24 protein-coding genes and 1 tRNA gene are annotated in these 25,590 nt (G+C 51.8%); 9 read left to right on the forward strand and 16 right to left on the reverse strand.

Annotated features, from left to right (window positions below):
* The first annotated feature begins 954 nt into the window (after nt 1-954).
* From fadE to OGY13_RS02455, 3 genes are all read left to right on the forward strand, one after another.
* The gene (gene fadE, locus OGY13_RS02445) at nt 955-3,399 is read left to right on the forward strand and encodes an acyl-CoA dehydrogenase FadE (protein ID WP_003830821.1); all 2,445 of its coding nucleotides are present in this window, start codon (nt 955-957) and stop codon (nt 3,397-3,399) included.
* A gap of 110 nt (nt 3,400-3,509) precedes the next feature.
* The gene (locus OGY13_RS02450) at nt 3,510-4,277 is read left to right on the forward strand and encodes an amidohydrolase (protein ID WP_213752979.1); all 768 of its coding nucleotides are present in this window, start codon (nt 3,510-3,512) and stop codon (nt 4,275-4,277) included.
* A 179-nt stretch (nt 4,278-4,456) separates the two neighbouring features.
* On the forward strand, nt 4,457-4,867 hold the full coding sequence (locus tag OGY13_RS02455; protein WP_003830819.1) for a Spy/CpxP family protein refolding chaperone: 411 nt from the start codon (nt 4,457-4,459) through the stop codon (nt 4,865-4,867).
* 15 nt (nt 4,868-4,882) lie between these two features.
* On the opposite strand, the gene OGY13_RS02460 is transcribed toward OGY13_RS02455, so the two are convergent.
* The 9 genes from OGY13_RS02460 to OGY13_RS02500 form a co-directional block, all read right to left on the reverse strand.
* The gene (locus OGY13_RS02460; protein WP_213752978.1) at nt 4,883-5,602 is read right to left on the reverse strand and encodes an EAL domain-containing protein; all 720 of its coding nucleotides are present in this window, start codon (nt 5,600-5,602) and stop codon (nt 4,883-4,885) included.
* A 1-nt stretch (nt 5,603) separates the two neighbouring features.
* Nucleotides 5,604-7,271: an O-antigen ligase family protein gene (locus OGY13_RS02465; RefSeq protein ID WP_213752977.1), complete on the reverse strand. Its 1,668-nt coding sequence runs from the start codon at nt 7,269-7,271 to the stop codon at nt 5,604-5,606.
* A 1-nt stretch (nt 7,272) separates the two neighbouring features.
* Nucleotides 7,273-7,815, reverse strand: coding sequence for a fimbrial protein (locus tag OGY13_RS02470; RefSeq protein ID WP_003830815.1), 543 nt, complete (start codon nt 7,813-7,815; stop codon nt 7,273-7,275).
* 9 nt (nt 7,816-7,824) lie between these two features.
* Nucleotides 7,825-8,889 (reverse strand): fimbrial protein, encoded by a 1,065-nt coding sequence (locus tag OGY13_RS02475; protein WP_020996610.1) that lies wholly within the window; start codon nt 8,887-8,889, stop codon nt 7,825-7,827.
* Entirely contained in the window at nt 8,886-9,491 is a 606-nt protein-coding gene (locus tag OGY13_RS02480; protein ID WP_213752976.1) for a fimbrial protein, read from the reverse strand. Before OGY13_RS02480 ends, OGY13_RS02475 begins: the two co-directional genes overlap by 4 nt.
* A gap of 12 nt (nt 9,492-9,503) precedes the next feature.
* Entirely contained in the window at nt 9,504-10,292 is a 789-nt protein-coding gene (locus OGY13_RS02485; RefSeq protein WP_191226401.1) for a fimbrial biogenesis chaperone, read from the reverse strand.
* Nucleotides 10,293-10,306: 14 nt separating this feature from the next.
* Nucleotides 10,307-12,778 (reverse strand): fimbria/pilus outer membrane usher protein, encoded by a 2,472-nt coding sequence (locus tag OGY13_RS02490; RefSeq protein ID WP_204192643.1) that lies wholly within the window; start codon nt 12,776-12,778, stop codon nt 10,307-10,309.
* Nucleotides 12,779-12,819: 41 nt separating this feature from the next.
* Nucleotides 12,820-13,368: a fimbrial protein gene (locus tag OGY13_RS02495; protein WP_020996612.1), complete on the reverse strand. Its 549-nt coding sequence runs from the start codon at nt 13,366-13,368 to the stop codon at nt 12,820-12,822.
* Nucleotides 13,369-13,437: 69 nt separating this feature from the next.
* The gene (locus OGY13_RS02500) at nt 13,438-13,986 is read right to left on the reverse strand and encodes a fimbrial protein (protein ID WP_048236091.1); all 549 of its coding nucleotides are present in this window, start codon (nt 13,984-13,986) and stop codon (nt 13,438-13,440) included.
* A 750-nt stretch (nt 13,987-14,736) separates the two neighbouring features.
* Here OGY13_RS02500 and OGY13_RS02505 point away from each other — a divergent pair.
* Together OGY13_RS02505 and OGY13_RS02510 are read left to right on the forward strand one after the other, a co-directional pair.
* Nucleotides 14,737-15,420: a winged helix-turn-helix domain-containing protein gene (locus tag OGY13_RS02505; RefSeq protein WP_250152994.1), complete on the forward strand. Its 684-nt coding sequence runs from the start codon at nt 14,737-14,739 to the stop codon at nt 15,418-15,420.
* Between the two features lies 1 nt (nt 15,421).
* A complete protein-coding gene (locus OGY13_RS02510; protein WP_003830806.1) occupies nt 15,422-15,940 on the forward strand; it encodes a FidL-like protein in 519 nt (172 codons plus the stop codon).
* 156 nt (nt 15,941-16,096) lie between these two features.
* On the opposite strand, the gene OGY13_RS02515 is transcribed toward OGY13_RS02510, so the two are convergent.
* Nucleotides 16,097-16,173 (reverse strand) — tRNA-Asp (locus OGY13_RS02515).
* Between the two features lie 133 nt (nt 16,174-16,306).
* On the reverse strand, nt 16,307-17,035 hold the full coding sequence (gene dnaQ / locus OGY13_RS02520; protein ID WP_095533177.1) for a DNA polymerase III subunit epsilon: 729 nt from the start codon (nt 17,033-17,035) through the stop codon (nt 16,307-16,309).
* Nucleotides 17,036-17,099: 64 nt separating this feature from the next.
* Between dnaQ and rnhA the strand changes: the two genes are divergently transcribed.
* On the forward strand, nt 17,100-17,567 hold the full coding sequence (rnhA, locus tag OGY13_RS02525) for a ribonuclease HI (protein WP_003838896.1): 468 nt from the start codon (nt 17,100-17,102) through the stop codon (nt 17,565-17,567).
* Here rnhA and OGY13_RS02530 read toward each other — a convergent pair.
* Nucleotides 17,564-18,286 carry a class I SAM-dependent methyltransferase gene (locus OGY13_RS02530; protein ID WP_048214878.1) on the reverse strand — a complete coding sequence of 241 codons (723 nt, stop codon included), beginning with the start codon at nt 18,284-18,286 and terminating at the stop codon, nt 17,564-17,566. The genes rnhA and OGY13_RS02530 overlap by 4 nt on opposite strands.
* Nucleotides 18,287-18,319: 33 nt before the next feature.
* On the opposite strand from OGY13_RS02530, the gene gloB reads away from it, so the two are divergent.
* Together gloB and mltD are read left to right on the forward strand one after the other, a co-directional pair.
* Nucleotides 18,320-19,075, forward strand: coding sequence for a hydroxyacylglutathione hydrolase (gloB, locus tag OGY13_RS02535; RefSeq protein ID WP_008783773.1), 756 nt, complete (start codon nt 18,320-18,322; stop codon nt 19,073-19,075).
* A 71-nt stretch (nt 19,076-19,146) separates the two neighbouring features.
* Nucleotides 19,147-20,505: a murein transglycosylase D gene (mltD, locus tag OGY13_RS02540; protein WP_048236093.1), complete on the forward strand. Its 1,359-nt coding sequence runs from the start codon at nt 19,147-19,149 to the stop codon at nt 20,503-20,505.
* A gap of 49 nt (nt 20,506-20,554) precedes the next feature.
* Here the strand turns inward: mltD and OGY13_RS02545 are convergent, their stop codons facing one another.
* The 3 genes from OGY13_RS02545 to OGY13_RS02555 all read right to left on the reverse strand — a co-directional run bounded on the left by OGY13_RS02545 (nt 20,555) and on the right by OGY13_RS02555 (nt 23,509).
* Nucleotides 20,555-21,325, reverse strand: a complete 771-nt coding sequence (locus OGY13_RS02545) for a class I SAM-dependent methyltransferase (RefSeq protein WP_213752975.1) — start codon at nt 21,323-21,325, stop codon at nt 20,555-20,557.
* 76 nt (nt 21,326-21,401) lie between these two features.
* Entirely contained in the window at nt 21,402-22,202 is an 801-nt protein-coding gene (locus OGY13_RS02550) for an endonuclease/exonuclease/phosphatase family protein (protein ID WP_008783770.1), read from the reverse strand.
* A gap of 131 nt (nt 22,203-22,333) precedes the next feature.
* Complete coding sequence (locus OGY13_RS02555) at nt 22,334-23,509, reverse strand: MFS transporter (protein WP_213752974.1); 1,176 nt, start codon at nt 23,507-23,509, stop codon at nt 22,334-22,336.
* Between the two features lie 104 nt (nt 23,510-23,613).
* Between OGY13_RS02555 and yafC the strand changes: the two genes are divergently transcribed.
* Entirely contained in the window at nt 23,614-24,528 is a 915-nt protein-coding gene (yafC, locus tag OGY13_RS02560; protein WP_008783768.1) for a DNA-binding transcriptional regulator YafC, read from the forward strand.
* 21 nt (nt 24,529-24,549) lie between these two features.
* Here the strand turns inward: yafC and dkgB are convergent, their stop codons facing one another.
* The gene (dkgB, locus tag OGY13_RS02565) at nt 24,550-25,353 is read right to left on the reverse strand and encodes a 2,5-didehydrogluconate reductase DkgB (RefSeq protein WP_213752973.1); all 804 of its coding nucleotides are present in this window, start codon (nt 25,351-25,353) and stop codon (nt 24,550-24,552) included.
* Nucleotides 25,354-25,590: the final 237 nt, after the last annotated feature.

Raw genomic sequence — 25,590 nt, forward strand, 5'->3', positions numbered from 1 at the left:
TCCTTCAGCATGAATGTAAATGACAAGATGCAGTGTACCGGATAGCGCTACCAGCGAGAAGTACAAGCCACAGGAATGGTCATAATGACTGCAAGTGAATCATGCAAGGAGAATATTTTATCTTTGAACAGGGTTACGTTCACCTTATGTTCATTGCTACTCTGATATCGCTATTTACGTGAACGTACAAGGGTGGCTCACCGCCACCACCCTTGCAACCCGGGCTCCCGGCGGGAAAATCGTCGCTATGCGATTCATTCGTCTTATTCCGTCTGCCTTTCGGGTCGGGGCCGAGCCTGCATCCCTGCAGGCCATCCCCTCCGTCCGCATCCCTGCGGACGACCCCGGTCAGCCGTCAACGCCTCATCAATTTTCAGCCGGACCGAGGGTATCGCTTCAACTCTCTTAATTTCAGGTGTTTCTGTTTCGCTGTTTGAAAAAACGGCGGCGATGATCAGGTGTGGGCTGGTCCGGCTGAAAATTGCCGACGTGTTTCCGTAAGGCCGGGAGAGCCAGCATGAATGCTGGCTCAGGGCGCGTTTTGCAGGGACGCTACCTCGCGCCCGGCCCGGTAGCCTGAAGGAATAAGCGGAGGGTATTGCGCAGCAACAATTTTCCCGCCAGGAGCCGGGATTGTTAAGGGTGCAGCGATAGCACCCTTAACACGTTCACAAATATTGGTGCTGCAGAGTGGCGATAAACGCAAAGTGAACGGAACAATTTCTCAGAATTAACACGTTCATTACCTTAACAACGCATGTTGATATTTCCTACTACAGAAAATTATCCAGACAGGAATGGCTGTCGCTTTTGATTTTTTGTGCCGGTTAAAACAGCAACAATGTGAGCTTTGTTGTAATTATTTTGTAAACACATTGCTAAAAGAATTTACATCCACTACAAACATATCATCACAAGTGGTCAGACCTCCTACAAGCAAGGGAGCTTTTCGTTATGATGATTTTGAGTATTATCGCTACGGTTGTTCTGCTCAGCGTTCTGTTTTATCACCGCGTGAGCTTATTCCTCAGCAGCTTAATTTTGCTCGCCTGGACGGCTGCGCTTGGCGTGGCTGGCCTGTGGTCAGTCTGGCTGCTGGTTCCTCTGGCCATTATCCTCGTGCCGTTTAACTTTACACCGATGCGCAAATCCATGATCTCTGCGCCGGTGTTCCGCGGCTTCCGTAAAGTCATGCCACCGATGTCGCGTACTGAGAAAGAAGCGATTGATGCGGGTACAACCTGGTGGGAAGGTGACCTGTTCCAGGGCAAGCCTGACTGGAAAAAACTGCATAACTATCCTCAACCGCATCTGACCGCTGAAGAACAGGCGTTTATTGATGGTCCAGTGGAAGAAGCGTGCCGCATGGCGAACGACTTCCAGATCACTCACGAACTCGCGGATCTGCCGCCGGAACTGTGGGCATATCTGAAAGAACACCGCTTCTTCGCGATGATCATTAAGAAAGAGTACGGCGGGCTGGAATTCTCTGCATATGCTCAGGCTCGCGTTCTGCAGAAACTCTCCGGCGTTTCCGGGATCCTGGCGATCACCGTTGGCGTACCTAACTCATTAGGCCCAGGCGAACTGCTGCAACATTACGGCACCGAAGAGCAGAAAAATCATTACCTGCCGCGTCTGGCTCGCGGTCAGGAGATCCCATGCTTTGCTCTGACCAGCCCGGAAGCAGGCTCCGACGCAGGGGCGATCCCTGATACCGGCGTGGTTTGTATGGGCGACTGGCAGGGCCAACAGGTGCTGGGTATGCGCCTGACCTGGAACAAACGTTATATTACGCTGGCGCCTATCGCCACGGTACTGGGTCTGGCATTTAAACTCTCTGACCCGGAAAAACTGCTGGGTGGTGAAGAAGATCTCGGTATTACCTGTGCGCTGATCCCAACCTCAACGCCGGGTGTACAAATTGGGCGTCGTCACTTCCCGCTGAACGTGCCGTTCCAGAACGGTCCGACCCTCGGCAAAGATGTGTTTGTACCGATTGATTACATCATCGGTGGTCCGAAAATGGCCGGTCAGGGCTGGCGCATGCTGGTGGAATGTCTGTCTGTAGGACGTGGTATTACCCTGCCGTCTAACTCGACGGGCGGCGTGAAATCGGTCGCAATGGCCACCGGCGCGTATGCGCACATTCGTCGCCAGTTCAAAATCTCCATCGGCAAGATGGAAGGTATTGAAGAGCCGTTGGCACGTATTGCCGGTAACGCCTACGTGATGGACGCTGCGGCATCACTGATTACCTACGGCATTATGCTGGGTGAAAAACCGGCGGTGCTGTCGGCTATCGTGAAATATCACTGTACCCACCGCGGGCAGCAGTCAATCATCGATGCTATGGATATCACTGGCGGTAAAGGCATTATGCTTGGCGAAAGCAACTTCCTCGCCCGCGCTTATCAAGGTGCGCCAATCGCCATTACCGTTGAAGGTGCCAACATTCTGACCCGTAGCATGATGATCTTCGGTCAGGGTGCTATTCGCTGCCATCCGTATGTTCTGGAAGAGATGGCTGCGGCACAGAGTAACGATGTGAATGCGTTCGACAAGCTGCTGTTCAAACACATCGGTCACGTTGGCAGTAACAAAGTGCGCAGCTTCTGGCTTGGCCTGACACGTGGCTTAACCAGCAGCACGCCAACCGGCGATGCGACCAAACGTTACTACCAGCACCTGAACCGTTTGAGCGCCAACCTGGCCCTGCTTTCAGATGTGTCCATGGCCGTACTGGGCGGTAGTCTGAAGCGCCGTGAACGTATCTCCGCGCGTCTGGGCGATGTGTTAAGCCAGCTGTATCTGGCCTCTGCGGTACTGAAACGTTATGACGATGAAGGCCGTAATGAAGCGGACCTGCCGTTGGTTCACTGGGGCGTTCAGGATGCGTTGTACAAAGCGGAACAGGCGATGGACGATCTGCTGAAAAACTTCCCGAACCGTCTGGTCGCGGGCTTGCTGAACGTGGTTATCTTCCCGACCGGTCGCCACTACGACGCGCCGTCTGACAAGCTGGACCATAAAGTCGCGAAGATTTTGCAGGTTCCGAGTGCTACTCGTTCTCGTATTGGTCGCGGTCAATATCTGACGCCAAGCGAGCATAACCCGGTTGGTTTGCTGGAAGAGGCGCTGCTGGATGTCATTGCAGCCGACCCTATCCACCAGCGGATCTGTAAAGAGTTGGGTAAAAACCTGCCATTTACCCGTCTCGACGAACTGGCGCACAATGCGCTGGCGAAAGGGCTGATTGATAAAGATGAAGCCGCGATTCTGGTGAAAGCCGAAGCGAGCCGCCTGCGCAGTATCAACGTGGATGACTTTGAACCCGAGGAGCTGGCGACTCAGCCGGTAAAGCTGCCAGAGAAAGTGCGTAAAGTCGAAGCCGCATAACGATATACGCACAACGTTTAGCCCCGCTTAATGCGGGGCTTTTTATTGCCACATTTTCATTAATGCTCATGCTACAGTGTCAAAATGTTGTTCAACGAGGAGCCTCGATCGTGCCTGGTTTGAAAATTACTCTGCTGCAACAACCCTTGATCTGGATGGATGGCCCGGCCAACCTGCGCCATTTTGACCGACAACTGGAAACCGTCGCCGGACGTGATGTCATCGTGTTGCCCGAGATGTTTACCAGCGGATTTGCCATGGAAGCGGCAAATAAATCGTTGCCGCAGGAAGAGGTCGTCAGTTGGATGCTCGTCAAGGCGCAACAGACCAACGCCCTGATCGCGGGCAGCGCTGCTATCCAGTCTGAACGCGGCCCGGTAAACCGCTTTTTTCTGGTTGAGCCCGAAGGTAATGTGCATTTCTACGACAAGCGCCATCTGTTCCGCATGGCGGACGAGCATCAGCATTACCATGCAGGTGACGCGCGCGTTATTGTTGAATGGCGCGGCTGGCGCATTCTGCCGTTGGTCTGTTATGACCTGCGTTTTCCGGTATGGTCGCGTAATCGCAACGATTACGACCTGGCGTTGTATGTTGCCAATTGGCCTGCGCCGCGTTCGCTGCACTGGCAGCTTCTGCTTGCCGCACGGGCGATTGAGAACCAGGCTTATGTAGCAGGATGTAACCGCGTGGGCACAGACGGTAACGGGCATCATTATCGCGGTGACAGCCGGGTGATTAATCCGCAGGGTGAGATTATTGCCACCGCCGAGCCGCATCAGGCCACGCGCATTGACGCCGAACTGTCACTCTCAGCGCTGCGAGAGTATCGCGAGAAGTTTCCCGCCTGGCAGGACGCCGACCCGTTTACGCTATAACTATCGCCTTCACTCCCGCTGCACTACGTTTCCTGTGGCGGGATTGTTTCACTCCGTAACCAACCGCAAAACAAATTCGCGTGGCGACATGCGGCGGGCATCGTATTCTGCAAAGGATAATCACTCGTAACCAGCGAGTGGCAGACAATGTCGATAATTTCCTTATCAGGATTTCAATAATGAAGAACTTCTTACGCATGACTTTGCTGGCGGCTACCTTAGCGGGCGCTTCTTTTAGTACGCTTGCAGCAAACGTATCCAATGTTCCTGCTCCAGCTCAGGACCCGGTCGTTCAGCATCTTAAGCTGACCAACGACCAGGTGGCGCAGATTAAAAAACTGCACCAGCAGCTTGAAACCAACGTAAGCCAGATTTCGGTGAAAGATGTTAAAGACGGCGCGTTGATTGACGTCATCAAGTCCGGGAAATGGGATGAAGCTGCCGTTCAGAAACAGCTTTCTGCGTTCAGCAACATCGAACAGCAGGCGCGTTATTATCGCGTAAAATACTATTTTGACCTGAACAAAGTGCTGACCCCAGAACAGCGCCAGCAGGTGCAAAAAGATATCGCACAGACGCTGAGCGAGTAATTGTCAGAGCCTGAGTCAGCAATGATTCAGGCTTTTCGGTAAAATTTCCTGCTCAAACAGAAAGCCCTGTACAGCATCTGCGCCGCTCATACGGCAAATGGCATAATCCTGTGGCGTTTCTACTCCCTCAATGACAACCCGTTCACCCAGCCCACGAAATTGATTGACCAGAACCCTCAACTGCCACTCCGATGTTCTGAACTGATGAAACATTCCGCTTTCAATTTTGATGGCATCGAAACGGATGCCCGACAGCCGCCAGACAAAAAATAGCTCAGGCGAAACATCATCCAGCCACACGCGAAACCCGTGACGCACCAGCGTTTTTACGGCAATGCATACAGCCTGCTGCTCTGCCTTATCCAGGCGCATCATCGAGCCCGGATCCTGAATTTCAATAACAATCCTCCCCTGATGCACCTGCTTTGTGAGACGTGTGATCCATGACAGACTAGTCAGCATCCTGACGGATAAATTCAGCGAATAGCTTCCAGAGAGGGCCAGCACCCGCTGCATTTGCCATAGAAAAAGCTGCTGTTTTGCCGTGATGGAAAGGTGCTTGAAAAACAAATCCAGTGGGAGCTGTGTGCGTACCTGGCTTAACACCTCACAGACATCCAGCGATGCGTCATCAAAAAAATGAATGCGCTGCAAACGGATCCCGGTGATCCGCAGCAATTCGGCGTTGCGGGGAAGTTCTGGCACATAACGGGCCTGTTCACTGAATCTGTTCATATCATTCCATTATTTTATTAAAAGGACGTCGTGCATCCTGCAGCCACGGGATACGGCGATCGTTTGGGTATATCAGGCAAAAGCGCGTCGCCAGACGATGCGCCTCGCCCAGGTCGCGCTGTTGCAACGCCAGTAAGATTTGCGTGAAGGAGACATTAGGGTCTGGGTGAACGCGCACATAGTCAGGCGCCCAGCGGCGAACCGCCTCCAGCCAACGTGCGTCCCGGGTACGCTGATACCGTTGCAGATACCCCATCTGGACATCAAACCGATAGCGACTGGTAAGAAGCCAGCCTCCTACAGGGAGCTGTTCGGCAAGATGCCACTGCGTTGACTGCCTCTCCACCAGCGTCAATTGCTGTTGCGTGTGCAGCGTGAGAAGCAGCAATGGCGCGACGGTCAGTAACGAGATAAACCCTGCCGCGCGAATCAGCGACGTCGACGTAAGCGCCAGGCGTATTCCCGTTCGCGCGCTGTCTGCACATCGAAGCAACAGGATCAACAGCAGCCAGTGTGGCGTTGACTGCCTAACGGGGTATTCCGTCAACATATGAATAACCACCGGCAGTGCCGCCACCAGGCAGGCGCGACGCCAGCAATTACCGTGCAGCCAGAGCCATAAACCACCCGCTATAAAACAGAGTGCCCCTGCCAGCCCAACCAGACCGCCCTCCACCAACCACAGCACAAGTTCGTTGTGCGGATGCGAAATGCTGCCCAGCCCCAATGGCCCCGCGCGTTCGAGAAACACGGCAGCAAAACTGCCCACGCCCCACCCCATCCACGGACGTTCGGCAAATAATGCCAGCGACGTTTTCAACACCGTCCAGCGCACTTGAGAAGTCGTCAGATGATCGACCGTGACCACAGACAAAAAATGGCGGGCCGTGGCCCCTATCGCTACGCCTAACGCCAGCGGCAGTAGAAGCAGCAGCAGCGTGCGCCGTTGCGCCGGGAAAACCGCCAGCAGCAGCACTTCACCGATTACCAGAGACAGGTAGCCGGTTTGCGACTGAGATTCATGCAGCACAAATCCCATCATTACCAGGCCTATCCCAATGGCAATTCGATACCCGCGGTGCAGACGTAAAAAGAGCGGCGCTGACAGCAGCACACCGCATGCCGTGAAGCTGGCTATCAGGTTGACCTGCTGAAATATCCCGTAGGGTCGCGTACCGCGCCGCCAGGCAAACTCCCAGTATTCAACGCCCGGCAAATGCCAGTACTGATAGACAAACGCCAGACATTCAATGACGCACGCTCCCCATAGCAGAGCCAGCAGTGCCGTTAAGGTGTTTGCCGTGAGCGGAATTTGTAATGTGACCAGATAGACGCTCACACCGCCCAGTAACGCCCCCGCCACCAGCAGTGCCTCGGCCTGCCAGACATCAGGCGTTAGCAGGCAAAGCAACGTCAGGATGAACGCCCCGACTGTAAAACCCGCAGCGGGCACAGTGATGCGCCAGCGTTGACGAGGCACCAGCATCAATACGCTTGCAGCCAGTACAACAGCGTAGATCCAGCTCGTAATATTAAGCGGCAACGACAGACCGCTGCCGCCGTTGTTCGGCCAGTAGAGATGCATGGCCCCACACCAGAAAAACAGACTAATACCGAGCAATAATTTCTGCGCAGGCAGCGGCGCAATGCGATTCAGTACGTTCATCATGCTACTGGTAGTTCAACGTCCAGGTCCCGCTGGCGCTGAACGGACCGTATTCGAGAGACTGATTTTTTATCGCCGATGGCTCCGCTGCGACCCACGCCAAGAAATTCAGCGTCATCGAGCCTTCTGTTATCTCTTTAACTGACGTGCTCTCATCAAGGCGGATTGCCGTGCCGTCCTCTTCGCTCATCCCAATCCCGATCCCTGACGCACCGCCTTGTTCACTGCTATCCAGCGCCAGATGATCGGTCAGCTCCGCATCCTCACGACCGCTGAAGGTAACCGAGATCCCACGGAAAACCTCCGGGTTGCAGTCGCGTAACTGGATGCTGAATTTTTCCGGCTTACTGCGCCCCGAGAGATAGAGATCCTGTGTCGCGATTTGCTTGAAATCGACCTCGATTTTGTCGCCTCCCGGTGCAAGGCTGCAGGCCAGGGCTCTGATGGTGCCGTGAAAATACATATCGCCGCCGACCAGTTTGGTGTCGGCCTGCGCCATGCCACCTAGCAGTAACATACTGGTCGCGAATAACGCCGAGAATCTCATGACATCCCCCTACTGAAACTGCGCGACAACGGTGGCAGAGGCTTCAAATTCACCTTCTTTCACGCTTCCCACGCCCGGCTTTGCCACCGGCGCGGCGGTAAGATTCCAGTCGCCCTGATTCTGGTAAAACCCCTTCACGTTGTAGAATTGATTGGGCACAACGGTGCCACCACTTTCGTCTTTAAGCATAATGCCGAGATCGTCGCGCTTTTGTCCGCCGCTCAGCGTGCCAAGGAGATTACCGTTAAACCCCGCCGTGCCTGACGCCGTGGTCGTTTGTATACCAAGATTAATGTTCAGCGCGCCCTGATCGAAGCTCCCGCCTTCACAGACCACATGTATAGGGACCGACTTGCTGTAGTTAGTGCCGTTGAGCCGGGCAGCGGATCCAGGCAGATCGCCAAACTCAATGCTGATTTTGTCTCCCCGGTTGAAGGTGCATTTGTCCGGGACAGTAATTAGCCCGGATTTAATCACCACGCGAGAAATCGCCGTGGTTGGCGTAGGTCCCGCGCTTCCCATACGCCCGGCCACCTCCACCAGCGACTGGGAAGTGATATTGATGCCATTGATAATGGGTTTAGTGACAATAAACGTCACTTTCCCTTTTGAACCGCTTTCAACGTTAGTCGCTCGCGTGTAGCCCTTACGCTTTTTACAGCTGTTGTTGCTGTTGCGGTTTGAAACGTTGGTAAAAGGTGCCTGCACATATTTTTTATAGCCCCCGGCAACCCACACCTGAACTTCCACATCCAGATACTCGTTTAGCCGAAAACGGTTCGCCCCCTGATTTGAAGGCGGCATCGTGGTTGTGGTGGTGTAGTAAATTGGTGCTCGGGAGATGTCAGCCTGTTCGCAATAGAAATTCACCACATACCAACCGCCCAGATTCCATGGGAACGGCTCCGTTCTGCCCCCCACGTGGTTTTTGCTGACATCCAGCGAGCTCAGTTCAATATCGTACTGATGCGGCGACCCACCTTCCGGCTCACCTTCTCCCTGTGTAAATGCCTGCCCGGCCAACGGACAGCCTGCCAGCACCACCCACAACAGCGTTTTACGTAATACGCTCATAGATACTCCAGCTTGAGTCTGACCAGACCGTTAAATTCTCCGGCGGTCACCTCTCGCCCAAAAGATTCCAGCGCGGCAAGAAAATGAATGGCGTTATCGCCCGGTTTGAGGATCCACATGCGTTGCGGTTGGTTCAGGTGGATTAACTGATTACGTTCAGTCAGTAGTCGGATGCCCGCGCCGCGAACATCGCCACGAATGCGCCCCAAATCGCTGTTTTCCGGTGCGCCTTCAGCCATTAGCGTCATCGAAACACCACGCTCCACCGTGCTGTGCGCAAGCTCAGGCATCTCACTGGTCTGCCCGGGGAAATCCCTTAAGGTATGACCGGAGCCCTTTAAACAGCCATTCAGATACAGCGTGACCAATACCGGATCGCTGCGATCGCAGCCCTGGCGAAATCGGCTGGCGGAAATATCACCAAGATCGATAGTCTGATCGCGGGAGGCCATATCCAGCACGCACGGCGAAACGAACACCCGACCATGAAAGCGGACGTTGCCATACTCGCCGGACACGTTGCTCATATCCTGGCGACCGCTTGTGGCCTGAACCGAGCAGGCCATGCCCGCCATCAGCAGAGCGCAAAGCATCTTTTTCATTTATGAATCCTGTTACCGGGGCTGTTGCTCCATCGGCAATGCTTTACACACATTGCCTGTGCAGCTGAATTTCAATTCGGGATGACCGCCAAAATCGTTCACATACATCATGCTGAACTGGCTAACGCTGCCGTCGGTCACGCTGAAATCGAGAGAGGACTTTGGTGAAACCATAATCCCAGGGAAGTCAGTCAGCCTGTCGCCGCCCTGCGCTTCAGGCTTGCGGCTTAAGCCGATTAAGGTAACGAAGTACGGCGTTGGGTTATCCACACTCCAGCGCAGCCCCTGCTTATGAAAGACCAGTTGGTTTTGCCACACGGCGCCCGGTGTTTCCGGCACGATGGCGGTCGGACGGTAGAACAGTTTGATGCGCGACTGCATCGCCAGTTGCAGCACGTTCGGCTTATCCGGCTTGGGCGGAATTTCACGCACGTTCAGGTAGAACAGACTTTCGCGATCCTGCGGCAGAGCGTTAATACCGCTGGTTTTTGTCACACGCGCAATGCCCTTTTGCCCGCCGTTAATCCGTTGCAGCGGCGGTAAAACCATCAACGGCGAGGTAATTTTTGTTCCATTGGCGTCTTCCACCCACGACTGAGCCAGAAACGGAATGCTCGGACTGGTGTTGGTTAAGTTCGCGCTGACCGATCGCGCATCACCGGTGATGATCAGGCGGGTACGGTCAAGTGCAATGCCCGCCCATGAGGCGTTGATCTCTGTAATAAAAAGCAGACCGCAGACCACGGGTTTGAGCCAACGCTGCACGGAGTAAAATGCTTGATTTTTCATGACAAAATTCATTCAGGTTATTGATATTATTCACAAGGCAACAGCACGTTACCTTCCGGGTTGATTTGTTGCGGCACCTGTAAGTGACACTGCGCGCGACCGCCCCAGGCAACAGAAAGACGCTCGGCTGGATTCACACCCGCAATCCAGGCCATGCCGTTTTCCATCACCATGGCGACGCTGACACCGTTGGCGTTAAACACTTCGGCACCAAACGGCGGTACCGAACCATCTTTTAGGCGCAGCAGCGCCATCATTTTTTGCCCCTGCGCCACGGCGAAGCGCTGATAACCAATCGCGCCTTCCGTCAGGGTGTTGGTGACGATGGCTTTGGTCGCGGAAATGTCCTCGTCCATTGCATCCACATCGATACGGGTATCAAAGCTGTGATAGCTGACGACGTCCGGTACGACGGCAATACCGAAGCGGTTTGAGTGCGCCTGTTCGCCGTTCAGCGGTACATTCGCCACACCGTCGGTATCAACCATCACCCTGGCGGTATTCATCGACGCCTGGCTGTTGTGTAGTGCCGCACCATGACGCGTTGCGGTAAAGCCGCCGCGCATCGTGCCGCCAACGGATAAATAACGTGATTGCTGCCAGCTGACGTTAGATTCCAGTTCCGCCATCATGCTGCGATGCTTGTAGTAGCCATCAAACGCGGTGTGCCCTTCACCGGAAACCCCTGCGCGCAGTCGCCATGGATTGTTACGGTCGCGGTTATCGGAATACGAAACCATCTGACTGGTCTGGCTGCCGCTGTTTTGCACTTCATAATCCATTGAGCGGCCATCGCTCCATGGCACCGAAATGGACAGCGAAAGGCTGTCGTCCCGTTTGCCCTGATACTCAGAGCGGTAAGCGGCAAGGTTGGCGCTGATCCCCTGAATGCCTGCGAACGAAAAGCTGTGTCCCATCGACACCCCGTAACGATCCTGAGAGCCACGATCCCAGTAATTCTGGTGGGTATAGGTCAGGTACAGCGTGGTCGCTAATTGCGGGTCGTCAGCAAAAAAGGTCTTGTTACCGGTGATGGTGTACATCTCTTTTTCGTTGCCGGCGCTGTTGTTATTTTCATACTGCTCGTCGAGGAACTGCGAGAAGGTGCGGAAGTTACGCTGTGAAAAACGGTAACCGGCAAAGGTGATGGCGCTGTTGTATTCATCAAAGGTTTTGGCATAGCTGAGCTTAAAGGACATCCCTTTTTGTTCAGCCTGATGCTTCACTCGGCTCACGGATTGCGTCGCATCAGCCGACAGCGCGCCCAGCCAGCTCAAATCCCGCCCAATCCCCATCGACCAGGCGTTATAGCGATCGCCAGTGAGCAACGCGCCACCGTACAGTGACCACGCATTGCTGACCCCCCATGAAAAATCACCGCTATAAAATGCAGGTCCCTGGACGTCGTGGTTATAACGCGATGGCTTACCGACAGCGGCGTTGTAACGAACATAGCCCGGGCGCGTCAGGTAAGGGATATCTGCCGTATTGACCTGAAAGGTTTGTACGCTGCCATCCTGCTCTTCGACGCGAACATCCAGCGTGCCGCGTACCGAGCCGTGTAGATCCTGAATATTAAATGGCCCCGCAGGAACGGTGGTTTGATAGATAACACGCCCCTGCTGACTGACGGTGACCTTCGCATTACTGCGGGCGATGCCGTGCACTTCGGGCGCGTAGCCCTGCAAATTCGGTGGTAGCATGCGCTCGTCGCTGGCAAGGTTAGCCCCGGTAAATCGCACTGAATCAAACACCTGGGAATTCAGATATATTTCACCGACCGTCAGTTTTGCAGCCTGCATCGGTAACGGGCGATAGGCATAGATCTGATCCCAGTCGATACGCCCACGATTTTCATCTGAAGCATAATTGGCCTGATACTGGCCACGAAAGCGCCACGCGCCGAGGTTAAAGCCCGTCTGTCCGTAACCAGACAGTGAGCGGTAATGATCGCCACCTTGTTCGTAATGTGTGGCCTGGCCCGAAACGCTGTAGTCGAAAATCAGTCCCGCGACGCCGTTATCCCAGCGCTCCGGCGGCGTCCAGTCTGGATCGGTATATTTCATCCATGCCTGAGGCACGGTAATGTCCAGTACGCCTGCGCTATTATTCAGCACCACACCCGGCAGGCGGGAAATGTCATAGCAGGTCGCGCTAATCGGATGAATATAGGTCAGCGCCTCTTCTTTGAGCGCCAGTAATTCGAGCTGTTGCGGCGTCAGGCACGCCATGGATTTATGCGAGTTGGCAGGATCAACGATATAACGGATCGACTGCTGAGGAATCTCCTGGCTGTTAATACGAACATCCAGCAGATATTCTCCGGGAGTCACAAAGTTGCCTTCGGAAAAACGCTGTAAATCGACATTTTGTCTGTCACTGGCATCCAGGACGTCAGTATTAAATTCAATAGACTCATCCGCTTCAGCCCATGAAGAGGCACAGACCAGAGCAATTAAAAGCGCCAGACGTTTTTTATCTGTTTTCAGCGTGATCATTTTCGTTCGCAAACCTTCAGATACCCGAATTGCTGTGCAGCTCAGAGATAATTCACAACAAAATGCGTGACTGCAGTAAATTCACCAGACGTCATTCTTCCGTCGCGGGAGATCAAATAAGCCGTAAAATTGAGCGTGTTTTTCCCTGGGTTAAGCGCATAATCCGGTGATGGCTCACCCAAATGAATTTGCTTGCCTTTGCCGTCATATATTTCTATCGCTAAATTTTCAGTTTCCGATTGCACGCTCAGATAATCAGGATTGTCACTATCCGGTGCGCCGGAAAAGGTAATATTGGCGCGTTGGAACAGATTCCCGGGGTGTTGAGAATCCCCTAATGAACATCCCAGCAAATGAATGCTGAAATCATGCGCAGATACTTTTTCAGGTTTTCCGGAAATATCTCTGGCTGAGAGGTCATCAAATTCAACCAGCAGCGACCGGTCGCGTGGATCGACATAACAGGCAGCCTCAATAATATTTCCCCGCATGCGCATTTTGCCGGGCGTACTGACAAGACGATGGGTGTCAGCCAAAACCCATGCAGGCGATATGAAGATAAAAAGCAGTAAAATACGCCATCCAGGCATCACCGCATTTCCTTTCAGTTATTCGCAGGAAGGGTTAAGCAGGCGCATAATTGCGCCCGCAGCAGATCGTTACTGATAATCGATCTGGAAATTAACGGTAGATTCGAAGTCACCCGGGGTTACGGCTGCGGATGCGTTGTTGGCCTGCAGGTAAGCAACGAAATCAATGTCGGTTTCGCCATCGGTAATGTTGACCTGAGATGCGGCTTCGCCCCATTTCACGTCCTGGTTACCACTGTCAATCATACCGATGCCCGCGCCCTTTGCTGTACCCGAGGTAAATGCAGCCAGCGCATTGTTGTCGGTATCAATCGTTGCCGGGGTGTAGGTTACTGTGGCGGTTTTCGCAACAGTTGTATCGCAGCCCTGCAGAACGATTTTGGCATGCTTAACACCAGCACGTTGGTTGTCTTTTAACTGAGAAGTTGGGATCTCACCAAAATTAACCTGCACCGGGCTGGATTCTGGGGCCAGACCGCATGCGGAATTAACCAGAGAACCAGTGAAGTGAATTTTACCGTTAGTCGGTTCAACATTTTTTGCAGCGAAAGCAGAAGATGCAGTAAAAGACATTCCCGCCATCAGCGCACAAGCCACAGCCACGTTTTTCATTTTCATATTACTACTTAACCTTATATCTGTTTTTTGGTTATTCCGACGATCTATTTCCACAGACAATTTATGCAAGGGAAACCCTGATCTGCAGGTGGCGGAAGTGCATTTCCTTGCAAACAATCCATCTCAAGCCACCCTGTATTTTGAACTTCATTGGTATTCCATCCGAAATACCGCCCACAGTTGTTTACGCTGTTTCGGGGCTTATATTAAGTCGACGAAAAAATGACACAATGCAAAAATCCGGTATTAATCAAACTCAGGGAATCGTGTTGTAACACTGTCTGTAGAGCGATCGTTTACCTAAAAAATAGCCAAAAAACACGCCAACACCAGTGTTAATGTCTATTATTTATAATTTTTATAGAGTTTTTATCTATCAACTATTTTTTTATTTAGCCAGAAGAACAGGCAAAATGTATTTATGAATGTTTTGTAAAAATGAAATTGGGCATCAAAAGCGAGTAATGACAATAAGATAGTGAAAGAGAGGAAGGAGATTGGAGGATTCTATTAGATATATTAAGAGATTGTTATATAAATATTAATAAAGCGATCTATGGTGCAATCATTTTTTATAAATGAATTATGTTATGCTATTGCTTCCCCCACTCGAATGCGAGATATCCTGCTTTAAAGGAGACATCAGTGATTTCTCATATACCAATAAACAAAATTAAATCCGTAATTATTGGTGAAGGCTTAGTTTTCAGACCACATAAAAATACCCTAAAAGACCTGGCATCTGGTGAAATGGCCACATTGAATAATGTGGCAACACAATTACTGCTCTATCTGTTGCAAAATGGTAAAGAGATATCCTCGCGCGATGAAATTCTGCGGAATGTTTTCCAGCATAATGGCGCCAGAGCGACGGATGCTAATCTCAATCAGCACATTTCATTTCTGCGCAAAGCAATAACGTCTACGGGCCATCCTGCAGAACTGATCGTCACCATTCCGCGAATAGGATTTCGGATGAGCGACGCCAGTATCAATATTCAGCAACTGGAGGAATCGCAAGCGCCCACCAGAATAGTCAATGTTGCATTGACGCCCGGGAAAAAGAAACGAAACCTGTGGCCTGTCACGATAACAACGTTAATTACCGGCATCGCCGTGCTGGCGACAGCGTGGTTAACATGGATACCCAATGAAATCGCGATGACGGACGCGGCGATCCTGCGGACTATCGACTACGAGCAATGCCGTGTGCATATATTAGGAAACGCCCTCACCGACACCATAACCGAAAAAAAAGCGCTGGATATTTTCAAGTCCGTGGGTATTAACCCCAACTGTTCGTACCCAAAAGATCTGTATCTCAATACCTGGGCGAGCAACCATAATCTGGTTGAGTGGTCGTTTGCCGCTGAATGCGGGCTAAACCTCGGCTATTACCATTGCATCAGCCAGTATCGCCATCATGAGGAATGATATGAAGCAGGAAAGCGATCACTCTCCTTTACTATGGTCAGTCGTGATTGCCATTTTTGGGCTAGCGGCTATCGCTTTTTTTATTATCGCCGGGAATGCGAAAAAACAAGAAATCAGTTTTTCCTGCTCCTCGGAATTCACGTCGATACTCGACATCCAGAATACAAAAAAGGAACTCCACGGAATAATGCTGATAACCAGCTACAACTCCGGACACCTTTCATTGTCAGTCCAGGGGAAACTCAAAAGTGACGACGGCGAGTTCGCTGTTAACCGAAAACTGTTCTTTCGCTATGCCCGTCCACTCGGCCATACCGCAGGCGTTTTTATGCTCACTCCCGATGGTCGGGAAAAATCCCCCGATGATGACGCAACGGACGCTGTCGACTATCTCTTCTTCGACGCTTACGAACGTGCCGACAAGCTGTATATGCTAAAGCACCTGAATGAGGAAACGGTTCTTATTGGCGATAACTTCTCACCCCGCTTCGCCTGCGTGATGAATCACTTCGCGAGTTAATCGCCTTCTGGATATGCGTCGGGTTAAGGATGACCTGATGTGTTGCCCACCCGAAAGCTCGGGCGCGGTCGATAAAGTATGGTAATGAGATTATTATTTTTGGCGGGCTAAAACGACGAAAGCCTGAATCATTTCTGATTCAGGCTTTCTGAATAGTGGCGGAATGGACGGGACTCGAACCCGCGACCCCCTGCGTGACAGGCAGGTATTCTAACCAACTGAACTACCACTCCGCGTTGTGTTCCGCTTGGGAACGAAGCGAATATTACGGATTGCCTCGCGCCTCGTCAACGCTTTTTCTCACGTTTTTAATCGTTTGCTGCAAAAATCACCCGAATGGCCATTTTCATACGGTAAACGTACAAACTATGCCCGCCAGAGGCAACTTCCGCCTTTCTTCTGCACCAGGTCAAGGCGTGACTCATGGGCCGCTAACTCTTCATCAGTAGCGAAAACAACGCGTAGTTTGCTGGACTGTCGCACAATACGCTGGATCCCCGTGTCATTCTGCTGCTGGCTGTCGCCTTCCATTGAGAACGCCATCGTGGTCTGCCCGCCGGTCATCATCAGATAAACGTCGGCCAGAATCTGGGCATCGAGCAATGCGCCGTGCAGGGTTCGTTTACTGTTGTCTATCTCATAGCGCGAGCATAACGCATCAAGGCTGTTTCGCTTGCCAGGAAACATTTTCCTCGCCAGCGCCAGGCTATCGGTTATTTTGCAAAATTCATTCGTCTTCGGAATATCACGCTTGAGCTTCGCGAATTCGTAATCCATAAAGCCGATATCGAACGATGCGTTATGAATGACCAGCTCCGCGCCGCGAATGTAGTCGAGAAACTCGTCGGCTACATCGGCAAACGTAGGTTTATCGAGCAGGAATTCGTCTGCGATTCCGTGTACGCCGAACGCTTCCGGGTCCACCAGCCGATCCGGCTTCAGGTAAACGTGGAAGTTATTGCCGGTCAGGCGGCGGTTCACCACTTCAACCGCACCGATCTCAATGATCTTGTGGCCTTCATAGTGGGCGCCAATCTGGTTCATACCGGTGGTTTCGGTATCGAGGACGATCTGTCGTGTAATTCCAGTGCTCATAACGGTCATTTATGTCAGACTTATCGTTTGATTTCGATTTGCTAAAACAGGAAGTCTACCAGAGATGCTTAAACAGGTAGAAATTTTCACCGATGGTTCTTGCCTGGGAAATCCAGGGCCTGGTGGTTATGGGGCGATTTTACGCTATCGCGGGCGCGAAAAAACCTTTAGCGAGGGCTACAACCTCACCACTAATAATCGCATGGAGCTGATGGCGGCAATCGTTGCGCTGGAAGCCCTGAAAGAACAGTGTGAAGTGATACTCAGCACGGACAGCCAGTATGTGCGCCAGGGCATTACGCAGTGGATCCACAACTGGAAGAAGCGCGGCTGGAAAACAGCAGATAAAAAACCGGTGAAGAACGTCGATCTGTGGAAACGTCTCGATGCCGCACTGGGGCCGCATCAAATCAAATGGGAATGGGTTAAAGGCCATGCGGGCCATCCGGAAAACGAACGCTGCGATGAGCTTGCGCGCACCGCGGCCATGAGCCCGACTCAGGATGATATTGGGTATCAGACTGAGGCTTAAGCGTCCGGTTTACGGTATTGCCGGGTCGCGCCAACGGCATGACGGATAGGCGTTTTGCTTTTATTTTGTTTCATCGGGTTGAGCGTAAGCGGAATGGTTCGCTTGCGCGCAACCACCAGCTGTAAACAGCCCAGCGCGGGGATATGGGCGCTTAACATTTTCCCGCCCTTCTTGTTCCAGGGCAGAACATGAAAACGACTATAGTGCAGCACTTCAAAATTCAGTAATGATAGCCAGTCCAGTTGACGCATGAGGGTAAACATCCGACTGTTATAGGGCGATGTCTTGCGCAATACGGGCACCAGTTTACGCAATCCCATCAAGCTTACCGGGTTAAAGCCGCTCAGAATCAACCAGCCGTCATCAATCAACACGCGATCGGCTTCACGCAGTAGGCGATGCGGATCAGAGCACCACGGCAACGTATGGGCCAATAAACAGACATCCACGGACTTATCGGCAAAGGGAAGATGCAAAGGATCGGCCGTCACCTGCATGGGAGATCCCTGCAAAGAAACATTTACCTGATGAGAAACCGCGCACGCTTCAGAATCGATTTCTGCGCTTAAATTACCAACCTTAAGCAGATGAAAACCGTACATTTTTGCAAACCACGGGTTAAGCTGATGCTCCAGCGCCTCACGATAGTGTTCGCCCCAGGGCAAATCATCCCAGCTAACGGGCGCTACGACAGTTTGAGGGATCCTTGCCGGTTTCATCACAACCTTCCGTTACGCATTGAGAGGTAATATATGAATCTTAACAGTATTCCTGCATTTCAGGACAATTACATCTGGGTCCTGTCAAATAATGACCAGCATTGTCTGATTGTGGACCCGGGTGAAGCGGCTCCTGTTTTGAAAGCCATTGCAGAGCATAACTGGGTGCCGGAAGCCATTCTGCTAACCCACCATCATCAGGATCACGTTGGTGGAGTGAAAGAACTCCTGCAACATTTCCCACAAATAGTGGTATACGGACCGGCTGAAACGCAAGATAAGGGAACGACACACGTAGTCGAAGATGGCGATATTGCACTCGTTTTGGGGCATGAATTTAGGGTAATTGCTACTCCGGGTCACACTTTAGGACATATCTGTTACTTTAGCCATCCTTACTTATTTTGTGGTGACACGCTCTTTTCTGGCGGTTGCGGTCGACTTTTCGAAGGTACAGCAACTCAAATGTATCAATCACTTAAAAAAATAAACGAACTTCCTGACGATACATTAATTTGTTGCGCACATGAGTACACATTAGCAAACATGAAGTTTGCCTTAAGCATTCTCCCGCACGATTCGTTCATAAATGAATATTATCGTAAAGTTAATGAGTTACGCGTAAAAAAACAAATGACACTACCCGTAATTCTGAAAAATGAGCGGCGAAATAATCTTTTTTTGAGAACGGAAGATATTGATTTAATTAATGAAATCAACAAAGAAACAATATTGCAACAACCTGAAGAGCGTTTTGCCTGGTTAAGGTCAAAGAAAGATACGTTCTGACAATTCCGGGTTGCCTTTTGAAAACTTCGCCGTTATGATCGGTCGTCTTTTAAGCAACTATTGACACACACATGAAGGCAAAAGCGATATTACTCGCCTCTGTCCTGCTTGTTGGGTGCCAGAATACTGGTAACGTCCAACAACACGCACAGAGCCTTTCTGCAGCTGGTCAAGGGGAAGCAGGAAAGTTTACAAGTCAGGCGCGATGGATGGACGACGGAACATCTATCGCTGCTGATCAAGATTTGTGGGCTTTCATTGGTGACGAGCTAAAGATGGGAATTCCGGAAAACAGCCGGATTCGCGAACAGAAACAGAAGTATTTACGCAATAAGAGCTATCTCCACGATGTAACTTTACGGGCAGAGCCGTATATGTACTGGATAGCCGGGCAGGTTAAGAAACGTAACATGCCTATGGAACTGGTACTACTACCCATAGTGGAGAGCGCTTTTGATCCTCACGCAACGTCTGGCGCCAATGCCGCAGGTATTTGGCAGATCATTCCGAGCACGGGGCGCAATTATGGTTTAAAACAGACCCGCAGTTATGATGCACGTCGCGACGTTGTGGCTTCCACCACCGCCGCGCTGGACATGATGCAGCGTCTGAACAAGATGTTTGATGGCGACTGGCTGCTGACCGTTGCTGCTTATAATAGCGGTGAAGGTCGTGTCATGAAGGCAATCAAAACGAACAAAGCACGTGGTAAACCCACTGACTTCTGGTCGTTGCCATTGCCTCAGGAAACGAAGCTATACGTGCCCAAAATGCTGGCATTGAGCGATATACTCAAAAACAGCAAACGCTATGGCGTACGTCTGCCAACAACAGACGAAAGCCGCGCGTTGGCACGTGTTCGCCTGAGTAGCCCGGTTGAGATGGCTCAGGTTGCTGATATGGCGGGTATTTCCGTCAGCAAGCTGAAGACCTTCAATGCAGGCGTGAAAGGCTCCACGTTGGGTGCCAGCGGCCCGCAATATGTGATGGTGCCAAAGAAGCATGCAGAGAAGCTGCGTGAGTCTCTGGCTTCAGGCGAAATTGCAGCCGTGCAGTCAACGCTGGTCGCGGATAACACGCCGCTGAACAGTCGTAGCTACAAAGTTCGCTCTGGCGATACGCTTTCTGGCGTCGCGTCACGCCTTGGCGTGAGCACCAATGACCTTAAGCAGTGGAATAATCTGCGCGGGTCATCCCTGAAAGTGGGTCAAAACCTGACGGTGGGTGCGGGTACCAGCGCACAGCGTCTGGCGAACAACAGCGATAGCATCACCTATCGTGTGCGTAAAGGCGACTCGCTGTCGAGCATTGCCAAACGTCACGGGGTTAACATCAAAGATGTCATGCGCTGGAACAACGATACGGACAATCTACAGCCAGGCGATCAGCTCACGTTGTTTGTGAAAAACAACGGCATGCCGGACTCCTGATAGCATTGTAGAAATGAAGGCACTGGATTCCCCCCAGTGCCTTTTTTATTTATCCCGCTTTATGTGCCTCAACCATTATCGTGTCGCTGGTAAACGAGCCATCTTCCTGTAACGCAAAGTAGGCTTTCACGTCTGCAGAAGCACTTTGTTGGTATGCAGGAATCGCGTCGCTCAACGCTGCGGGCGTGCGCATCCTCGCGACCCACGAACTGAACTCCAGTGGCAGTCGATCGGTTAACAAAGTATCGGCAATCAAATTGGCATCGTTGATTAACGACAGCCACTCTCCACTGGAATAGTTACGAACGTGCGAGGTATCGCGTAACGCCTCCACGGTTTGCAACCAGATATCACGTACAGGGTGGCCTGGCGACATCACATCCATCACAATCAATACACCACCGGGCTTCAGAACGCGGTTCACTTCCCGCAGCGCGCGTCCGACATCATGCCAGTGATGCGCAGAATAGCGGCTAATCACCACGTCAAATTCGCTATCTTCAAATGGCAGACTTTCGGCATAACCCTGGCGTGTGGCGACATTCTCCAGGCCCCTGTCATTTGCCGCCTCAGCGACCACCTCAAGCATCTGCGACGATAAATCATAAGCCACAACCTGCTTTACGTGTTGCGCGGCTACAAAGCTGGCATGCCCCGCTCCACATCCCATATCCAACACACGGGCCTGCGGAAATGCCGACAACCTTTCCCCCAGACGCAGCAAGTCACGGCCAGAGGCGTGCACCGCACTGGTTAAATAGGCATTAGCCTGAGAGCTAAACTGTTTTTCGACGTTGTCATGGTGAGAGCGTGTTGTCATTGTGTTGTCCTTCGGTTGTTGTGAAATAGGAAGGGCAACCATCACAGGCCTGCCCTACGGCAGACCTGACACACCGTTATTGTTCAGGTTTGCCGGGACTGAATTCAACGAGTAGCGGGTTGTGATCGGATGCACGGGTGACCAGCACAGAGGCTTCACTCACGTTCAGACCACGATAGAACACAAAATCGAGAGGGCGACCAAACGCGCGTCGGCGCTGATCGTCGGTAAAACGTACCTGGCGCAGCGACATTTCTCGCGCAAAGCGGTACAGCGCATTCATCCGTCGACGGCTCCAGGCATTAAAATCGCCGGCCATAATAACCGGACCGCTGTGATGAGCAATCTGATCGCCAATGGGAAGTAACTGCTTACTATAAACATCGACGCCGAGGCTAAAGTTAACCGCGTGGATATTCACCACCATTAATAATCGAGAGTCAGGCAGCGGATACACCGTTACCAGAGCCGATTTCGCCAGCCGTAAAATAGGCTCACGCTCGCGCAATGGACAACAGTAAACAGGATGAGCAGCAGAGAGCGTCATGACGCCAGAGGGATGCTGAGGCAGCACAAAGGCAGGAACCTGATCGGCAGCAAGGTAGTTAGCGGTCGCAAACTGCACCAGTTCTGGCGTGGTTTGCGCTTCCTGTAATAATACCAGATGCGCATCTTTGCCAAAATTCTTCAGCACCGACTGCCATTCTGCGCGCTGCTGTTTAAAAATATTCCATACCAGCACGCGAATGCGGTCTTCACTGCTTAACGGAACGCCTGCGGGTAATGCCTGGCCAATATGCGCAAACGACCCCGGCGGTAAAATCCGCTCGGCGGGTTGTCCGGCAACATAACGCATGGCATAGGTGTTTTTTCGCACTTTAGACTTTCAAACCTCTGTAACGTCAACCAGTCCGCAGCCGGACTGGTTCTTCTGTTATAGGGATTTTAGCTCTCACTTTCAACGAACAATTGCAGTTTGTTTTGTAAGTGGGCGCTTACATCAATGATTTACCCCAGAGCAACACGCACGGGTTTATCAAGACGACCGCTGACCCCCATCAGCAGGAAAGCTACCAGAACAATGAGGGCGCCAATCCACGGCGTCTGTGCTAAACCATAATGCTCGACCGTTTGCCCGCCAATCACTGACCCCAGCGCAATCCCAATGTTAAACGCCGCAATGTTTAACCCTGACGCCACATCTACAGCATTAGGCGTAAATTGCTCCGCTTTCTGTACCACGTAGACCTGCAACCCCGGCACGTTACCAAAGGCAAAGATCCCCATCACCAGAATGGTAGCCAGCGCGGCGTACTGCGTGGAGGCCGTCAGTTGGAAGACCATCAGCAGAACAAACAGCGCGGCGAAAATGAATTTCAGCGCAGGAACCGCACCATGCTTATCTGCCAGCTTACCACCCCAGATATTACCGATAGCCACTGAAACACCGTAACCCAGTAAGATCCAGCTTACTGCTGCCGGGGAGAATCCCGCCAGATCCTGCATCATCGGTGCAAGGAAGGTGAATGCCGTGAATACACCGCCGTAGCCCAGTGCCGTAACGGCGTAAATCAGCAACAGACGGGGATGAGTCAGTACCTTCACCTGGTCGCGAATGCTGGCGGCTGCACGACCGGGAATGTTGGCGGGGATCAGTAACTGGCTACTGATCAGTGCAATCACGCCTAACATTGATACCGCGAGGAAAGTCTCACGCCAGCCAAAGTGCTGACCGATAAATGTTCCCAGCGGCACGCCGGTGACCAGCGCCACCGTTAAGCCACCAAACATAATGGCAATGGCGGAAGCCGCTTTCTCTTTTGGCACCAGACTTGTCGCGATGGTAGAACCAATCGAGAAGAATACGCCATGTGCCAGTCCAGTCATCAGACGAGCAACAATGAGTGTCATATACCCGGGTGCCTGCCATGCCAGCAAATTCCCCGCCGTAAACAGAACCATCAGCGCAACCAGTAACTGTTTACGTGGCAGGCGTCCGGTCAGAGCGGTCAGTACCGGCGCGCCAATTGCCACACCCAGCGCATAAATTGAAACCAGCATCCCGGCTGAAGGTAACGAGATCGCCAGCTGTTGAGCGATGGTCGGCACCAGACCAACAATCACAAACTCAGTAGTGCCTATAGCGAAGGCACTTATTGTTAGTGCAAATAAAGCGAGAGGCATAAATAACTCCGTAACATCAGTAATCAGATGACACGCAGTATGCCTGGATGTTTTAATGACAAAAACATTCAAAATCTCAATATAATTTTGCGTCAGGTGCAAAAATGAAAGCAACCTCCGAAGAACTTGCAATTTTTGTGGCGGTAGTGGAAAGCGGCAGCTTTAGCCGGGCGGCAGAACAGCTTGGACAAGCCAATTCCGCGGTCAGCCGGGCAGTAAAAAAGCTGGAGATGAAACTGGGCGTCAGTTTGCTTAATCGCACGACCCGACAGCTAAGCCTGACCGAAGAAGGAGAGCGCTACTTCAGGCGGGTGCAGCAGATACTGCAAGAGATGGCTGCAGCAGAAACGGAAATCATGGAGTCGCGTAATACTCCGCGCGGCCTGCTGCGCATCGACGCAGCAACACCGGTGATGTTGCATTTCCTGATGCCGCTAATCAAGCCGTTCCGGGAACGGTATCCCGAGATGACGTTGTCTCTCGTCTCCTCAGAAACGTTCATCAATCTTATTGAACGAAAAGTGGATGTTGCTATACGAGCGGGTACACTGACTGACTCGAGCCTACGTGCGCGTCCGCTATTTACCAGCTATCGTAAGATTATTGCCTCACCGGACTACATTGCCCGTTTTGGCAAGCCAGAGAGCGTCGAGGAGTTAAACCAGCATCTGTGTCTGGGGTTTTCCGAACCGGTTTCACTCAATACCTGGCCGATTGCCTGTAGCGACGGACAGCTGCATGAGGTTGAGTGCGGAATTTCTTCCAACAGTGGAGAAACGCTAAAACAGCTTTGCCTGAATGGCAACGGCATCGCATGTCTTTCAGATTATATGATAGATAAAGAGATCGCGCGGGGTGAACTGGTGGAGTTATTGGCAGATAAACGTCTGCCGGTAGAGATGCCTTTTAGCGCAGTTTATTACAGCGATCGTGCCGTCAGTACGCGCATCCGGGCATTTATCGACTTTTTAAGTGAATATATAAGAACAGCTCCCGAAGGAGCTGTGAAAGAGGGTTAATGGGTACAGAGGGTCAGGCAATTAATCCCAATCAGGGGCCAGGCCTTCCGGGCTGACCAGACGATCGTTGCAGTCCAGTGCCGCGATCGCTTTTTTATCTTCGGCATCCAGATGCAGTTCCAGCGCCAGCAGGTTGCTTGCCAGGTTTTCACGTTTGGTAGAAGAAGGAATTACGGAGTAACCTTCCCCCATTGCCCATGCCAGAATAACCTGCGCCGGGGTCGCGTTATGTTTATCGGCAATGTGCGCAATCACTTCATCTTTCAGCGCTTTACCATAAGCCAGCGTCATGTAAGAGGTGATGTGGATGCCGTGTGCTTTCGCCCAGTCAACCACCTTACGGCTCTGCAGATACGGAGACAGCTCAATCTGATTGGTCGCAATGTTCTCTGCGCCTACTGCGGCAATGGCTTTTTCCATCAGCGGAATGGTGAAGTTTGAGATACCAATTTCGCGAGTCAGCCCCTGCTGTTTTGCTTCGAGCAGCGCCTGCATGAATTCCTCAACAGATACCGCATCACCTGGAGATGGCCAGTGGATCAGCGTCAGATCGACATAATCTGTACGCAGCTTCTTCAGGCTTTCTTTCAGACTTGGGATCAGTTTTTCTTTGCTGAGATTTTCAATCCAAATCTTGGTGGTGATATACAGCTCGTTACGCGGTACGCCGCTTTCGGCAATCGCCTGACCAACAGCCGCTTCATTATCATAGATTTGCGCAGTGTCGACAGCACGGTAGCCTAGCTCAAGCGCCGTTTTAACAGAAGCGATAACCACGTCGTCTTTCAGGCGGAAAGTACCTAAACCGAATGCAGGGATAGTCATAGAATTCCTCTTTTTAATCACTATGTTCGTTAACTGAGAGGATTATGAGCTTAAGCTCTTTATAGAAAAAGAGTGAAAAATGCAGAGGATTTTTGCGGATTCAGCAATAATTAAATTGCAGACAAAGAAAAAGCCCTGAGCGTTAGCTCAGGGCTCTTAATAAGTGGCGGAACGGACGGGACTCGAACCCGCGACCCCCTGCGTGACAGGCAGGTATTCTAACCAACTGAACTACCG

It is taken from the genome of Citrobacter sp. Cpo045 (assembly GCF_030332875.1).
Taxonomy (GTDB): Bacteria; Pseudomonadota; Gammaproteobacteria; order Enterobacterales; family Enterobacteriaceae; genus Citrobacter; species Citrobacter portucalensis.

Coding starts and splice junctions, on each gene's coding strand:
- fadE (WP_003830821.1), top strand. CDS start 955: ATGATGATTTTGAGTATTATCGCTACGGTTGTTCTGCTCAGCGTTCTG.
- OGY13_RS02455 (WP_003830819.1), top strand. CDS start 4,457: ATGAAGAACTTCTTACGCATGACTTTGCTGGCGGCTACCTTAGCGGGC.
- OGY13_RS02460 (WP_213752978.1), bottom strand. CDS start 5,602: ATGAACAGATTCAGTGAACAGGCCCGTTATGTGCCAGAACTTCCCCGC.
- OGY13_RS02465 (WP_213752977.1), bottom strand. CDS start 7,271: ATGATGAACGTACTGAATCGCATTGCGCCGCTGCCTGCGCAGAAATTA.
- OGY13_RS02470 (WP_003830815.1), bottom strand. CDS start 7,815: ATGAGATTCTCGGCGTTATTCGCGACCAGTATGTTACTGCTAGGTGGC.
- OGY13_RS02475 (WP_020996610.1), bottom strand. CDS start 8,889: ATGAGCGTATTACGTAAAACGCTGTTGTGGGTGGTGCTGGCAGGCTGT.
- OGY13_RS02480 (WP_213752976.1), bottom strand. CDS start 9,491: ATGAAAAAGATGCTTTGCGCTCTGCTGATGGCGGGCATGGCCTGCTCG.
- OGY13_RS02485 (WP_191226401.1), bottom strand. CDS start 10,292: ATGAATTTTGTCATGAAAAATCAAGCATTTTACTCCGTGCAGCGTTGG.
- OGY13_RS02490 (WP_204192643.1), bottom strand. CDS start 12,778: ATGATCACGCTGAAAACAGATAAAAAACGTCTGGCGCTTTTAATTGCT.
- OGY13_RS02495 (WP_020996612.1), bottom strand. CDS start 13,368: ATGCCTGGATGGCGTATTTTACTGCTTTTTATCTTCATATCGCCTGCA.
- OGY13_RS02500 (WP_048236091.1), bottom strand. CDS start 13,986: ATGAAAATGAAAAACGTGGCTGTGGCTTGTGCGCTGATGGCGGGAATG.
- OGY13_RS02505 (WP_250152994.1), top strand. CDS start 14,737: ATGGCCACATTGAATAATGTGGCAACACAATTACTGCTCTATCTGTTG.
- OGY13_RS02510 (WP_003830806.1), top strand. CDS start 15,422: ATGAAGCAGGAAAGCGATCACTCTCCTTTACTATGGTCAGTCGTGATT.
- dnaQ (WP_095533177.1), bottom strand. CDS start 17,035: ATGAGCACTGGAATTACACGACAGATCGTCCTCGATACCGAAACCACC.
- rnhA (WP_003838896.1), top strand. CDS start 17,100: ATGCTTAAACAGGTAGAAATTTTCACCGATGGTTCTTGCCTGGGAAAT.
- OGY13_RS02530 (WP_048214878.1), bottom strand. CDS start 18,286: ATGAAACCGGCAAGGATCCCTCAAACTGTCGTAGCGCCCGTTAGCTGG.
- gloB (WP_008783773.1), top strand. CDS start 18,320: ATGAATCTTAACAGTATTCCTGCATTTCAGGACAATTACATCTGGGTC.
- mltD (WP_048236093.1), top strand. CDS start 19,147: ATGAAGGCAAAAGCGATATTACTCGCCTCTGTCCTGCTTGTTGGGTGC.
- OGY13_RS02545 (WP_213752975.1), bottom strand. CDS start 21,325: ATGACAACACGCTCTCACCATGACAACGTCGAAAAACAGTTTAGCTCT.
- OGY13_RS02555 (WP_213752974.1), bottom strand. CDS start 23,509: ATGCCTCTCGCTTTATTTGCACTAACAATAAGTGCCTTCGCTATAGGC.
- yafC (WP_008783768.1), top strand. CDS start 23,614: ATGAAAGCAACCTCCGAAGAACTTGCAATTTTTGTGGCGGTAGTGGAA.
- dkgB (WP_213752973.1), bottom strand. CDS start 25,353: ATGACTATCCCTGCATTCGGTTTAGGTACTTTCCGCCTGAAAGACGAC.